This is a genomic window from Gimesia sp. (genome assembly GCF_048260065.1).
Taxonomy (GTDB): Bacteria; Planctomycetota; Planctomycetia; order Planctomycetales; family Planctomycetaceae; genus Gimesia.
In genome coordinates this window covers 267,345-282,163 of sequence record NZ_JBLXHC010000011.1, presented here as the reverse complement: position 1 = coordinate 282,163, position 14,819 = coordinate 267,345, and the positions used below count along the sequence as shown (strand labels likewise).

11 protein-coding genes are annotated in these 14,819 nt (G+C 44.0%); 2 read left to right on the top strand and 9 right to left on the bottom strand.

Translation table 11 applies throughout. The features are described from left to right. Window positions 1–329 precede the first annotated feature (329 nt). From ACN0YN_RS20740 to ACN0YN_RS20715, 6 genes are all read right to left on the bottom strand, one after another. Window positions 330–992 (bottom strand): hypothetical protein, encoded by a 663-nt coding sequence (locus tag ACN0YN_RS20740; RefSeq protein WP_417386924.1) that lies wholly within the window; start codon window positions 990–992, stop codon window positions 330–332. A gap of 116 nt (window positions 993–1,108) precedes the next feature. Further along, window positions 1,109–1,621, bottom strand: coding sequence for a hypothetical protein (locus tag ACN0YN_RS20735; protein ID WP_417386923.1), 513 nt, complete (start codon window positions 1,619–1,621; stop codon window positions 1,109–1,111). 78 nt (window positions 1,622–1,699) lie between these two features. Continuing rightward, entirely contained in the window at window positions 1,700–2,974 is a 1,275-nt protein-coding gene (locus ACN0YN_RS20730; RefSeq protein ID WP_417386922.1) for a phage major capsid protein, read from the bottom strand. An 87-nt stretch (window positions 2,975–3,061) separates the two neighbouring features. Next, window positions 3,062–4,444: a hypothetical protein gene (locus ACN0YN_RS20725; protein ID WP_417386921.1), complete on the bottom strand. Its 1,383-nt coding sequence runs from the start codon at window positions 4,442–4,444 to the stop codon at window positions 3,062–3,064. A gap of 330 nt (window positions 4,445–4,774) precedes the next feature. Continuing rightward, window positions 4,775–5,461 carry a YkgJ family cysteine cluster protein gene (locus ACN0YN_RS20720; RefSeq protein WP_417386920.1) on the bottom strand — a complete coding sequence of 229 codons (687 nt, stop codon included), beginning with the start codon at window positions 5,459–5,461 and terminating at the stop codon, window positions 4,775–4,777. 216 nt (window positions 5,462–5,677) lie between these two features. Beyond that, window positions 5,678–6,979 carry a PLP-dependent aminotransferase family protein gene (locus ACN0YN_RS20715; RefSeq protein WP_417386919.1) on the bottom strand — a complete coding sequence of 434 codons (1,302 nt, stop codon included), beginning with the start codon at window positions 6,977–6,979 and terminating at the stop codon, window positions 5,678–5,680. A 249-nt stretch (window positions 6,980–7,228) separates the two neighbouring features. Here ACN0YN_RS20715 and ACN0YN_RS20710 point away from each other — a divergent pair, with 249 nt between their 5' ends. Beyond that, window positions 7,229–8,839: a sodium:solute symporter family transporter gene (locus ACN0YN_RS20710; RefSeq protein WP_417386918.1), complete on the top strand. Its 1,611-nt coding sequence runs from the start codon at window positions 7,229–7,231 to the stop codon at window positions 8,837–8,839. Between the two features lie 26 nt (window positions 8,840–8,865). Here ACN0YN_RS20710 and ACN0YN_RS20705 read toward each other — a convergent pair whose 3' ends face one another. Beyond that, window positions 8,866–10,356, bottom strand: coding sequence for a phage portal protein (locus ACN0YN_RS20705; RefSeq protein WP_417386917.1), 1,491 nt, complete (start codon window positions 10,354–10,356; stop codon window positions 8,866–8,868). Beyond that, window positions 10,349–12,055 (bottom strand): hypothetical protein, encoded by a 1,707-nt coding sequence (locus ACN0YN_RS20700; protein ID WP_417386916.1) that lies wholly within the window; start codon window positions 12,053–12,055, stop codon window positions 10,349–10,351. The genes ACN0YN_RS20705 and ACN0YN_RS20700 overlap by 8 nt, the downstream gene beginning before the upstream one ends. A gap of 300 nt (window positions 12,056–12,355) precedes the next feature. On the opposite strand from ACN0YN_RS20700, the gene ACN0YN_RS20695 reads away from it, so the two are divergent. After that, entirely contained in the window at window positions 12,356–13,210 is an 855-nt protein-coding gene (locus tag ACN0YN_RS20695) for an alpha/beta hydrolase family protein (protein ID WP_417386915.1), read from the top strand. 23 nt (window positions 13,211–13,233) lie between these two features. Here ACN0YN_RS20695 and asnS read toward each other — a convergent pair whose 3' ends face one another. Continuing rightward, complete coding sequence (asnS, locus tag ACN0YN_RS20690) at window positions 13,234–14,625, bottom strand: asparagine--tRNA ligase (RefSeq protein WP_417386914.1); 1,392 nt, start codon at window positions 14,623–14,625, stop codon at window positions 13,234–13,236. Between the last annotated feature and the right edge of the window lie 194 nt (window positions 14,626–14,819).

The window sequence follows — 14,819 nt, the reverse complement described above, 5'->3', positions numbered from 1 at the left end:
CCGGCAAATACATCGCCAATGCGTACGTAGCCTCTCGCGCGAAACTGACATCACGGTCCATATGACACTGCTGGAATCAGTAACGGTGTCACCTGTTTCGATTACAGATCCGGCTAACAAGATATTGGGAATATTCCAGACGGCTCCTTCATGAGCAGAATTCACCAGGCCTTTCGTGATATCATCCCGTGAAATATTCCGCAGCCAGGCATGTGATATCGTCTGTGTAGCTGTAATGTCATTATTTACCCCGCGTCGCGTTGTCAGAGTAATCGGCTCTGTACCAGGCATTTTCAGATAAAGATGATCCAGTTGTTGAGTCGTCACCATCAGATCACCACTTTTTTGTAACGTGCCAGTGAGCCTTTGACAGAATCCAACATTCGGGATTCATCTTCGGCACCTGCGAGTGTATAAGAATAATCTTCGATCGATTCGGACATTAAACGTCCCGCCACTTCTTTCGATTGAAGCATGGATGTCACCAGCTTATTGGCTGCGAACTGAATGTCTGCAGGGACAGACTCCCAGCCTGCTGTGTAGACCACTTTTATATTCCCCATCCCTAGCCCGGGTGAACTCGCTAATTGTCCCCTGAGGCGCGAATCAGGTCGGGGCCATACTTTCCCGATTCGATAGAGTATGCCGCTACTACTTACTTCCGTAGTGGTGGCATCATCCTTCCGGAGAACGAAATCAATCCCACTGACTAATGCGGAAGAGTCGCTGAATGCGTCTTCGCCTTCCCCATAATACCCATTTCGGTCTTCATGAACTGAAGCGATGGATTGGACGGGTGTCTGGTTCAACTGAAGTACATGAGCACCAGTACCACTGTAGTACTCTGTATAAATCGTTTCCTCAATCTCCCGTTGCAGAAATCCTTTGATCATCGCATCTGCCTGAAGGATTAACAAATCGATCACATCATCCAGTGAAGTATCACTAATACCAAGCAGCGTTTTAAGAATGTCTTTTGTTGTAAGTGACATTGAAAATCATAACTCCGAAACATTTTTTTGAGATCAAACACCAGCACTGGATGATCGCGATTGATTGAGACCTTATCCGTAGCCCGGTAACTCTTCGCAATATCGCGTTCTATTAGTTAACCAATAGAAGACTGTAGAATTTCATTTCCATAGCCTGCCCCTTGCAGAATGTAGAAACCAGCGCCCAGCTGTGCATTAGAACCTACGTCATCCACATCAAATGAAACAAAGGTGTATCCATTTTCTGAGTCCAGGTCCGTGGCCATCACTTCAATAGCAATCAATGCCTGATTCTCTGCTCCATCGATAGAATCCGTATCAAAACTGGATGAGTCTGATTGCTCAATAAGTGCAAACTGACCGGTGGTATCAATATCGGTAGCACCAACTTTGTGTCGAATTCGCTTGAAGTTTAGTGATTTGGATGAACCTGAAGACGCAGCTGTGTGCTGTTGTGCTGAAATCACTGGATCGTCTCCTGCGGTACCTGTCGATGCCAGTAAAACAAAGAGGCAACGTTCATAATTCTGGAGATTGACCCTGTCTCCTGTATTCACATCCGCTGACAAGTCGACTGGCATAAAAGCGGGAATAATATCGTGACATTCCAAAAATTCTTTATTGAACATTTTTGAATTCCTTGCTGATCCGAATTGCATTAAAAAGATTTGTAGAGAGAAGAGTAACAGCTCTCCGCAATAGCAGTACTATGCACGAGTCGCCAGTGTGACAAAACTAGATTGAGTGGCAGTTCCCTTATAGGGAGTTAATGGCTGAGTCTCCCAGGGCTTTCCATCAATTCGCATAATAAATCGCAGTGCCAGTTGATCCGTTAGGAACTCAACATGCATGGATTCTGCCTGCTCAATGCCACCTTTGCTGATTGTGATGTAGTCGTCGAGGCTGGCAAGAAGAATATCTCCCTCTGTACCCAGAGTTTCATTGAACTCTGTTGGAATCACAGGACGTCCCATCAAAGTCGCGTAAGAAGCTCCAGAAAGCCCCGTTGGAGGCATATAGACCAGCTGCCCGCCAGCGGTTGAAACTCCCAGACTCATCTGATGCAGTTGAGGTTCCGTATCCTGATTAATAAACCAGGCAGAATTCATACGGGAAGATGCTTTCAGTCGACTCCACATCTGCAGAATATTTTCTGCCAAAATGGTATTTGCAGTCTGACCAGATTCTTTCGGGACTGTCACTCTTGCAGAAGATTGCATCACTCCCAGTGGTTTTCCGACACCATTTCCATTGAAAATGGACTCACCTAACATAAATTCCATTTCCTCGGTCACTTTTTTGTTAACATATGACTCAAGAGCCATTCCATTATCATTAATTAACTCTTCTGTCAGATAAACCAGCACTGCCAGTTTATTAAGTTTCAACGTCGTTTCGCCCAGCTTCGGTGTTGAACCAGTTAACGGGTCACCTTCCCCAACCCAGTACGCGCGTAATCCACCTGAACGAGAGCCGTCTACCCGGCTCGTTTCTGAGTCTGTAGGAAACGTCATATTATTCCCAGCTACGCGATAATGGTCTGTCCGGCTGAAAATATCGTTCGCATAAATTCTTGTCAGAATTTCCTGATGAAACTCCGGTAAAACCGCAATTCCACCATCGGCGCCTACAATTTCAGACATTCCCTGAATTGATTTGCACATGCCCCAGGATTTCTTCGTTTTGGCAATTACTTCACTTCGATCTTTAAATCCGCAGCGAATAAAATCTCCAAACGATTGGAATTCCGAATATGGTTTGTATCCACTGGGAAATTCTCGTCCCCGTTGACCAGAGTACGATTTTTGAAATGCTTGTCGATCAGTTCGATTATTCTCCGTTTCCCAATACCCCGCCAGACGTCCCTGTTCATCTCGATGAACGCCGCTCACATCGGGACCATTCAACTGATCTACGCTTTTAGTGAGTTTTTCGATATTAGATGAGAGAGATTTCACTTTTTCTTCGAGTGTTTCAGACATAAAATGCCCTTTCTGTAACTATTTTTTGACTAAGTTTTTCCAACGGCACATAAAAGCAACTTCCCGTTGATTTCAATTGCATCAGCATCAGATTTGAGGCAGAAGATTGGATACCTTCTGCTGTAAATCACCTACTAACTGCGAAAGATCTTCCACAGCATCCAACAACAGACCTTCATCGTTTTGTATATTCTGTTGAGACAACAGACTTGTTTGTTTTAATAGGTCTGCGAATTGCTGGCATTGATGGTCAGAAAACTTCTGAACCTGTGAAGTTGAATCAGAATTAATTTCTGAATTGATTCGTTCCACTCGATAAGCAGGCTCACCCGTTCTCAGAGATCTGATCGAATGAAGCATTGGATCCGATTTGACAAACTTGTTGGACGGCTCTGTATATTCGTCCTTAAGATTTAGCCGGGCATAGTTGTCCGCAAAGGCCCGCTCCAATTTCGCCTGTTCACTCTCCAATGTCAGGAGCAGTTTTTCAAGAAATGATTTAATGTGTTCATTTTCGAGTACTTTTGAAGAAGTTTTCAAATGATGTTTCAAATCTAAGAAACAGCTCGAAATCGATTTTAGAATCTGAGCCCCTAGAGGAACCGGCATATCCAGGTCGTGGCCGTTCTCGAGAGTTGAAGCTGAGATCTTTCGCGATTGAACTTTGATACTCTCACTAAGGCTGGTATCCATAACCTGATTGTTGCCTGACTTTTCAGACGGGTTTGCTGGTTTCTGTGCTTTGTTCAAAATTGACTTAGGTTGAACTAGCTTTTCACTATTTTTATTTTCTTTCTCCAGTGTCCAGCCAGGAATCAGATGTTTTTTCTTTGGAAGCACCGTTCTTAGCGATTTTAACAGCGGCTCTACGATTTTGTGGCCTTCAATCGTTCCTCGATCAAGGGTCCTTGCTATAGCATCTGGATTGACACCTAATGCGCCCCAGGACCATTCAATCAGTTCCCATTGCTCTAACACAATTCCGATTCCAGAATTTGCTGTTTTCCTGGTAGATGTTTTAATTGGTAAAGCACGTACTGAAGTTGCTCTGACTAACCCCTCCGCAATCAGGTGGAAAATCTGCAATGACTCCAGTGATTTGGCAGTGAAGTACGATGTGGCAGAAATTTTTTCGTTGTCGACTTCGATTGCCAGACGGCCATCTGGATGCTGACATTTTGCGATCGGTCGTGTAATTTCACCTAAACCATGTTCCCAAAGCACAACTGGATTATTTCGGAAATTCTCAAGCTGTACCCCGGCAGGTTTAATAACATCACCTTCACGATCCTCCCGAGGTGTGTTAATGATTGCTCGAGCAGACATCAGTCTCTCATCGATCATTGGCTGAGTCTGACAAGCCAGCGATAGCTCTGAAGCTTTACCAGCAATTTTGCAGAAAGCTCCAAAAGAAGGCTGCCGATATTCAAGAAGAGACTCTAAAGAACTTGAAGTCTGATTTGTATTCACTGTTTGCCCCATTGAGAAACATATCATGTTTGCGACAGGGCAGTGTTTTAAGATTCGGCATACACGGGTCAAGACACGAAAGAATAAATCTTGTCTTTTCGGTGTTTGATATACTGCGCTATATACAGTATGCAATTTGAGTGCTGATGACTCGAATTCTCTAATGTGTGCCTGGAGAAACTGATTTCTGCTCGAGGGGTATTGAAGCGCTCGATCTACTCAATTACGAATCCTACCGAGAGACAGACACTCTGCTGGAATCCGGAGTAGACTTTTATCTAAAGATCTAATGCACGATGAATCGTCTTATCAGTTCAATTGACTGATGAACTACGCTGCTTTAGATAGCGGTTCGGCATCATCAGGCGACTGACCCTGATTTATGTCACCGAATTGACCTGGAGTAATGCGGTTTGAATAAATGATATCGATAAACTCTGGAAAAGAGTTCCATGGACCAGGATTCTGGTTCCATACAACCGCGATTTTCTTAAAAAAAGTCATTTCATACTTTGCCACGACCAGGCTTTGAATCGTTTCGTTTGGCTCTAAATCTGCCGGAGTCCATTGTCGCGCGCAGAGGTCATATGCAGGTTCACCATTCCTGCCATTTGCAGGAAGCTCATATAAAATTGCCAGTTCACTGTCATCATTCAGTTTAGCAGGGAAACTGCGGCAGGTATGCGGACGCGTATGATAGATGCTACATCGCCCTAAGCCTTTTGGATGGTCTTCATCAGGCAAACACTCCATCAGAAAACGACACTTCGTAGTCCCAGGAAATGAAGCACTTGGGATATGCTTCAGGCAAATGACGAAAGGTACGTCTGGGGCATCTTCAAAAAAGAAATGGGGAGCTAAATTCCGGGATATCAGTCCCTCCGAGTCCTCCCATCGACAAGCGAAGTCCCAAAAATTTTTATTTTGGTATTGAGTAAATTGATGAATGTCTGCGCCAGAGATGGGAACTGCAAAAGAGCGACAACATCCGGAATGGCAGGAATCACAAATACCCATTTGACTTCTTATTCTGACAGGAACTCCGTGAGAGAATGAGACATGATTTGAATCTGTCACTTAAGATGCGTTTTACATCGGAAGAACTCGATCACGAATCAAACCATACAACCCTGCCCAACTTATCGTCACAATCGCTAAAGTCGCTTGAACCCATTCCAGAATTCAGGAAATACATCTGCGGGGACCGATGTATAATATAATCCGTAACCCATTTCATATGAATGACTTGACCGCATTTGCGAGCCTCTTCATTCCTTCCTTGATACCCTGAGTGTTCTGCACACCAAAAGTGAGCCGCATGTGATTTTTTTGTATGGCAGGCTGCTCATCGCATCCAAGTCCATGGTCGTACGCATAGCATAATTCACCCGGTACATACATCACTTTATCTTCATGAATCGCTTTCTGAAAAAGCGAACTTTGAAACCCTGTTTCTATCGAATCAGGCAAAGTCATCCAGACATAGAGCCCGCCTCCCGGATGAACCCAATTCACATCCTTCATTTTTGAAAAATACATCTCTGCAGCTTCCAGCATGCAATCTCGTTTTTCCCGATATATTGATCTCAAATATTCCACGTGGTCATAATATAAATTTTCACGAAGTGCATTCGCCAGGATATGCTGACTCATGTTCGTAGAGCCAAAGTCATCGTTTCCCTTTTTATCTGAAATTGCCGCACAGACTTGATTCGACGCAACTCCAAATCCGACTCTCAACCCGGGAGCAAAGCTTTTTGAGAATGTTTGTGTAAGTATGACAGTTTCACCCGTGTGGTCAAAACTCCGTATACTGGGCAGAACAGGGCCATCATAACATAGTTCTCGATATGCAAGATCTTCTAATATATGAATCCGATGTTGCTTTGACCATTTTTGGGCAATATCGATGACTTGCATTCGTCGATCAACCGATAGTGATATTCCTGAAGGATTCTCAAAATCACTGACCAGATAGATCATTTTCACTCTGTTTAACTGGCCTTGAGACTCTAACATTTCCAGCGTTGCATCCAGAGAATCCATCCGCATCCCGGATTCATTTGTTTCAACAGAAATGATTCGGGCTCCTAAACCCTGTAATACACCAAGAAACACGAAATATGTTGGAGCGGCCACCAGGCAAATATCCCCCGGATCGAGTAATACTTCGCCTAATAATGACAGGTATTGCTGTGAACCGGTTGTGACGATGATATTGTCTGCTGTCATTCCCAGTTCTTCCGCTGACTTCTGCTCCAGATTGGTCAAGTGAGCCAGGAGTAATTTTCTTAACGATAATGAACCTGCAGTTGTTCCGTATTGGAGTGCTTCTTTGGCAGATCCAGGATCTGAAAATAGAGACTGAAACGCACTCTGAGTGATCGAGACAGGCAAACTGTTCTGATCAACCAGCCCAGCCGCCAGAGAAAGTACGCCCGGATTTTCCACCCCCTGTTGCATCAGATAACTAATCGGTAAATCATGGCTCCAAGTTCTTTTTCTGCTAAACTGAATATTTTTTGAATCAGCCATTATGTAGTTCATCTTGTGGTACTGGAAGATACGAGTCCGGCTACGACTAAATAACCGAATGAATTTAATATCTAACTAGGATAATTGAGGGCTAGTTGATTTACTATGAACTTCAATCAAACAGAATTGAAATCAGGAGTCTCAATCAGCATACTGGATAAAAAATATCGATATTAATGTTTTTGAAGTCAAATATTTGTCGACAGATGCAGCTCCTGAATCTCCATTCACTCAGTAGGAAACAGACTTTTGAAACCATTTTTTTTCATATTGCCACTGTTTGTATTTTGTTTGCTTGAGAACCCTCTCTATGCTGCTGAAATATCCCCTGAACCTCTTTCAGTAAACGCTGGGCTTCACCCTATCGACTGGGTGATTATTGCAATCTATGCCATTTCAACCATCTTTTTAGGATGGTACTTTAGTCGAGGGCAGGAAGATACGTCGGAATACTTTGTCGGAAGTGGGCAAATGAATCCCATTTTAATTGGTGTCTCATTATTCGCCACTCTGCTCAGCACAATCACTTATCTCTCAACACCTGGTGAAATTCTAGGAAAAGGGCCGGTTTATCTCATTAAAGACCTCGCGATGCCTTTCATCTTTCTCATCGTAGGATTTGTAATGATCCCAGTCTATATGAGACAGCGAGTCACCAGTGCCTATGAACTACTGGAAGATAAGCTGGGACTGGGCATTCGACTGCTCGGAGCAATCATGTTTGTCAGTTTGCGACTGATCTGGATGTCGTTGCTGGTATACCTGACAGCAAAAGCGATTACCACGATGCTCAATGTTGGCGAAGAATGGATTCCCTATATCGTTTTGGGAACTGGTCTCGTTGCAATCATTTATACTTCGTTGGGTGGATTGCGTGCAGTTGTGATTACAGATTTAATTCAGACGATTCTTTTGTTTGGAGGCGCGTTACTGGTCATAGCGACAATTACATATCATCTGGGTGGATTTGGTTGGTTTCCAACTCAATGGGATCAAAACTGGGACACTCAACCGTTTTTCAGCTTCGATCCAGCTACGCGTGTGACCTATGTTGGAACTTTTCTTTCTATTATAGTCTGGTATGTCGCTACAGCGTGTGGAGATCAGGTTTCCGTACAACGTTTTATGTCTACCAAAGATGCAAGTGCTGCCAGAAAGTCCCTGGCAGTTCAGTTAACCGTCTCTGTTGTAGTCTCACTAACTTTGGCCATGGTTGGCTTTGCGTTACTGGGTTATTTCAAAGAATTTCCTAATGAAATCCCCTCAGGAATTGATCTTAAAAAAGATGCTGACATATTCTTTCCACACTATATCGCTTATCATCTTCCAGTCGGCATATCTGGGTGTGTGGTCTCTGCCATGTTTGCAGCCGCCATGTCCAGCATTGATTCCGGGGTAAACTCTATCACAGCAGTTGTCATGACAGACTTTCTGGATCGGTTTGATAAATCTCCAAAGACAGAAAAGGGGCATGTTTTTACTGCACGTCTGCTGGCATTTGGAATTGGTACCATCGTAGTATTATCCAGCTCTGTGATGGGAAGCATTCCGGGAAATATCACGGCTGTAACGAACAAAACTGCAAATTTATTGACGACTCCGATCTTCTGCCTGTTTTTCTTTGCCTTGTTCATACCTTATTCCAAACCAGCAGGAGTCATTGTTGGGGCAATCCTGGGAACAACAACTGCAGTGTTAATTGCATTTTCTGGCCCCATCTTCATGGGCCCGAACGAACCTGATCCAATCAGTTTTCAGTGGATTGCTCCTGCAGCTGTCACAGTTAATATCGCCAGCGGGTGCCTGGTCAGTTATCTGATCGCAACTGTTCAAGGGAGAAACAAGCTCACCGGCAGCTGATTGGAAACCTGACTCATTCAGAATCTCTAGACAGTCTTCCCATTATTTTCTGAAAGATTATCGTTTTGAAAATGGGGAGTTCTTGTATCATAGTCATGTTTGTCAGCTTCTTCTGTCGGCTGGATTTTTGCCCCATCCTGGCTGACCAGATTATCGCCTCCCCGCTCTGGTCCCAGAGGAGGCAGCCCTCTGATCGCTCGTAATTCATCAACTGTGATCACCTTAGCGCGAATATCTGTTGCCAAACGTTTTTCAAGCAGGTCCGGATCATCAATGTGAGTTGCCTCAATTTCTACAGTCAGGTTTTTTCCAAATTGTGGTGCCAGATGTTCGGTATCATCTTCTGCTAACAAATCCAGTATTGGTTGAACTGTGAGACAGATAAACTGTTTAAGGCTGGCATAAAAAGCCGCGTAACTTCCTCCGTCCGAAATACCAGCTGCAATTCCCGGAACGCCATGCAAAGCAAGAATTGCATCCCTGAATTGTGTAAAAGAAGAATTATAATCCATTTCCCGGGGAGTCGCTGTCAGAGAAACGACCTGTTCTCCCGTCGTAAAAATAGCCTCGCCTGTATTTTCAGTTCCTCCATACTTCTGTTCGAACATCGTTGCCGCTGCTTCGAGTTCTTCTCTGGTCGGATTCATATCTTTTCCGCAGGTCACGACAATCGAAGGATCAGCCCCATTATTCATTTGCGCCCAGCGAGCAGAATCTATTTGATTGGCAGAATCTACCCATCGTGCCCCGGCACTTACCGGAGACTGGCCGTCATCTTTATAAACGGGGTGAGGCCAACGTGATATTTGTAGTTGAGAAATTGGAATCACATTCCCTACGACTTGATGAAACATGTTCGTTTCTGCAAATGTACCGCTATACGGCTCACTAAAATATCTGAGCGAGGGAGTCTGGATTTTGTATCCACCTTCCGGAAATTCATGACTCGGAGGAACAGGGGTTGCGATTGCAGTTGGAATCACGTATCTCTGAACTGTTTTTCCAAATTGGTTCGGTACATTCCAGACAATACTCGTTCCTGTCAGCTGAAGCTGTAATACACGTTCGTAGCGAAACGAAGCACCAGATTGAGTCGGGTTGGGATGTTTTAATATTTTACAGATCGGGTGTTCGTTAGAGAGAGGTTCGGCAACTCCAAATTCCCCGGCATACAGACTTTTGACCTGGGTATATCTATTTTTGCTTTGAACTTTTTCTTTTATTCTTTTCTGTTTAGAACCATTTATTGAATCATCATAAACCAAAACTGATGCCTGCATCGCCTGCAGACATATGGCTCGGATCGCAACAAAGGTCCATCCAGAAAATTGATCGGATTCCCTTCTATGATCACTACTCCAGGCTCCAGGCTGCCCTGCTCCCAAAACCGCACGTAAGGCAACAGCAAATCGATTTGATTTAAAGCGTGCTTTAAGCTGTTTCAATGGATTCCACATACGAAGTTGTTCCCAATAAAAGATACCTGTTTGATGGGTTGAATTTTGTAATTCAGGCAACAATCAACCGGCGGCGGCGCTGATTTCTCAATGCATACAGGCAGTAGACGAGCGCATCAGCACGGTCGGGTGACCTTCCCAGAATTTCATGCAGTGTTTTTCCGTTGTAATTCTCATCAGAGCCTCGCCGCCCTTTCGGTGTGATATAGAATTTTTCACCATCATGGCCAGCGTATATTTTTTCAGGCGCAACAAGTTCCGCTTTTAACCTTTGATTATCTGGCAGCGCAAATGGCATCATGCGGAAGTCCCCCGCAGGGTCAAGGCGTCTTGCCGCCTCACCATATAATTCAGCTCTCTTATTTGCATATTTTTTTGAATCCAGACTACTGGTGGCATTTCCATGAATTTCAATGACATTCACATTTCTTTTTTTCAAGGGGTCGCCTACCGCATTTCCATACCCCCCTCCCCAGTCAATTGCAATTGGAACAACCCCCTGTTTTAAATCGACTCTATAAGAAATCGCCGTCTCCAGCACCCAACTCATCGTCTGCTGGGTATCTGAAAACTGGCACTCATGTATCGCTCGAATTCCATAACGCCCCCCTACTGCTAAAACCGAAGTATCACCAAACCGAGAAGCTGCCACATCCAGCCCGAAACTTTCTACAGGCAATATCTGCTCTAACAATTTCAGGGCAAAGTTGTGAGATTGTTCCCGTGCTCTTAGATAGAGTTGATTCCATCGAGTCCAGAATTTTACGGGCGCAATCAACCAGTCTGGCAAAATAACCTGTTTATCAGGGTCCTGGTCCGGGAATTTACCCAGGGCATAGACATTCCGAACGAGAGGATCCGCGTCATTGAGCAGTGCCATAAATTCGTCGTAGCAGGTTTGCCCGGGAATTCGAGGTTGAACTCGTTCGAAGTCTTCTGCAGCAATGGGGCTTCCATGTAGGTAATAATTTCCTGCTATTTTGATTCCACCAATTGGCGCAACAGGTTGCTCAAGACACTTCTCTTTCACATTCGTGCATTCCCAGCCACTGACTGTGATACAACGTGTATTGCCATATTGATCAATTATTGTCTGCGTTTTATCTGGATCGACTGCAGGAAAAGAATCTCTGAATGTGCCGGACAATGTCGACGGATTTGATAGTGCAAGAAATTTCTTAGCCTGCGTGTTTGCCAGTTTGTATTTATCTTCCAGATTAGGCGCGGTTGCCTCGTCAAACCAGAAAAGTACATGTGGCGAATGTGCCCCCCGAAAGCCTTCTATATGCTGAGGGTTTGCCAGAGAAATCGAGTGCTGATTGGTATCAAACACACCTGAAGTCAAAAGCTTTCCCGGTGGTTTGAATCGCATTTTTCGCCACCATTTATCAACTTCACCAAATGCAATTTTTTGAGCTGTTCTTACAGAATCGCGTGTAATAATGATTTTTGCATCATCCCAGATATGAAAGTAGACACAGCAGGCGATTCCTGCCGCGGCACCTTTTCCACAACCTGTATTTCCTTTAACAAATACTCGGCGAATCGTTGGATCAAACAAGGACTCGAGAATATCCCATTGCCAGGCATCAAGAACTGCTTCAGGCCATTGTAACTCAATATAAGGTCGAATCTGTCCAGATCGAGCTTGATGGATTGCGATTTCAATTTCTGAATCATCTCGCTGTAGCCCATGGAAACGTTGAGATCGTTCAAGCTCAATCAGTAGTTCTACTAGAATTGTTTCCGGATCATTCACGTTTGAATTGCAAGATCGCAGAAGTAGCTACTCCGTAGATCATCCCTCATATTCAGGATTTTTATTGAGTCTTTTAGAATTTGATATTAAAGGATTCCGATTCAATATCTTCCAGTTTCAATCGATTTTGAATTCATATACTTGCTATTGGCACGGTGTGGTCAAGATAATCTATGGAATCTATTTTGATACCGAGTGAACACTCTGTTCCTATTCAACACTGTCGAGTAGATAGTTTGTTTTTCTAAACAGCTCTTGAAAAATGTCATTCCCAAAAGATACAAATTCTGGAGAGATAACATGAAAATAATTGTGTGTTGTGCATTTCTGGCTCTGATGCTGCTACCAAGAGACGCGGCTTGTGCAGATGAAACAGTTAAAGTCATTCCTGATGTTGTTTATGGTCACAAATTTGGCATGGCACTCACATTTGATGTTTTCCAACCAGAGAAGCCCAATGGAGCAGGTGTATTATTTATGGTAAGCGGGGGCTGGTACTCTCGTTGGACCGAACCTCAAAACATGCTTGGCAGGTTTAATCCACTATTAGAAGAAGGTTTCACCGTATTTTGTGTCAGGCATGGCAGCAGCCCGAAATTTAAGATCCCGGAAGTAGTGGAAGACGTTCGACGTAGTGTGCGTTTTATCCGACTACACGCACAGGAATACGGCGTTAATCCGAACCGACTCGGCGTCTGGGGAGGAAGCGCGGGTGGTCATCTTTCTTTAATGCTCGGAACAACATCTGATCAAGGCAACCCTGATGCGAAAGACCCGATCTTAAAGAACACTGATCAGGTTGCAGCAGTCGCCGCTTATTATCCACCAACCGATATACGCGAATTTGTGGACGAAAATTCAACCTATTATCATCGATTCCCAGCACTGCAATTCGAAGCAGATCTGTCAGATGATTTTTCTCCTCTGCTTCACGTGACTCCCGATGATGCTCCCACACTGTTAATACATGGAGACCAGGATAAACTGGTTCCTATCAGCCACAGTAATAATATTATGAAGCAATTTGAGAAACAAAAAGTCCCAGCCGAACTCATCGTGATTAAAGATGCCGCGCATGGATTTAAAGGTGAAGATCAAAACCGTGCCAGTCAGGCAGTTGTAAACTGGTTTAAGAAGTATTTATTGAGTCCTTAACGAATTCTGAGCATTGGATAATCTTAAAACTCTGCATTTTTAGGAGTCCTGGGAAAGGGTATGCAGTCTCTGATGTTTGTCATTGACGTAATCAGCTGAATGAGTCGCTCAAATCCCAGCCCGAAGCCTGAATGCGGTACTGTTCCATACTTTCGTAGATCTGTATACCACCAGTAATCTTCCGGATTCAAGCCACCTTCTTTCATTCTGTCTACCAGGACATCATAGCGTTCTTCCCGTTGACTACCGCCGATTATTTCTCCCACTCCCGGTACGAGCACATCCATTGCACATACCGTTTTGCCATCGTCATTGCAGCGCATATAAAATGGTTTTATAGTCCTGGGATAGTTATACACGATAACCGGCTGCTTAAAATGTTCTTCCGTCAGGAAGCGTTCATGCTCAGACTGCATATCACTACCCCATTCAATTGGAAAATCGAATTCTTTTCCACTGGACTTCACAATCTCAATCGCTTCTGTATATGAAATGCGAATAAAATCATTCTCAGTAATATTTCGCAAGGTCTCAAGAGTGGTCTTGTCGATCCTTTGATTAAAGAATTCCATATCCTCTGCGCAATTTTCCAGAACATCACCAATAACGGTTCTTACAAAACTCTCTGCAAGTGCCATATTGTCCTGCAGATCGTAGAAGGGCATTTCGGGCTCAATCATCCAGAATTCAGCCAGATGACGGGTTGTATTCGAATTCTCAGCGCGAAAAGTAGGACCAAACGTGTAACATTCACCTATGGATGTGGCAAATATTTCTGCTTCCAGTTGTCCAGAGACAGTCAAAGACGCTGGTTTTCCAAAAAAGTCCTGTGAAAAATCGATCTCTGTCTGGACTTGAGCCAGCCGGTCTAAATTAAGAGTTGTCACCTGAAACATCTCGCCAGCTCCTTCACAATCACTGGTAGTGATGATTGGAGTTTGGATGTAGACGAAACCCCGCGACTGGAAGAACCGGTGGATGGCAGTTGCTGCCTCATTTCTGACTCTCGTAATTGCTCCAAACGTATTCGTGCGTGGACGTAAATGGGCAATTTCTCTCAAAAACTCAAAACTATGACGCTTTTTCTGCAGGGGATAAGTCTCAACATCTGCAGAACCATAGAGATCAAAGGACTCTGCATGTAGTTCAATTCTCTGGTTTTTACCTGGTGACTCAATCACCTTACCTGTCACCGAGAGACTACTGCCTGTGGTAACATCTTTTATCAGTTTTTCATAGTTCGGAACATTTTGGTCAATCACGATCTGTAGATTGGCCATACAACTGCCATCATTCAATTCAACAAAAGAAAAACCACTTTTGGAATCTCGTCGCGTACGGACCCAGCCACAAACCTTAACCGTTTCTCCCGGTTGAGATGTATGCAACGCCGACTTTATTTTTGTTCGAATCATTGAAGTGATACTTTCCAGAATTGAATTTATATCTTTAACATTGCTTTTACACAAAGAGCTTAAGCATACCCAGTACTCACCCTACTTTATGCATACCTTTTTAATTTGCATTCTGGTTTCTGTAAACTGTAATCCAGAAGAGATCGTGGCATGGGAGTGGGAATTCTGACATACTGGTGGATTGTTTCACCTGG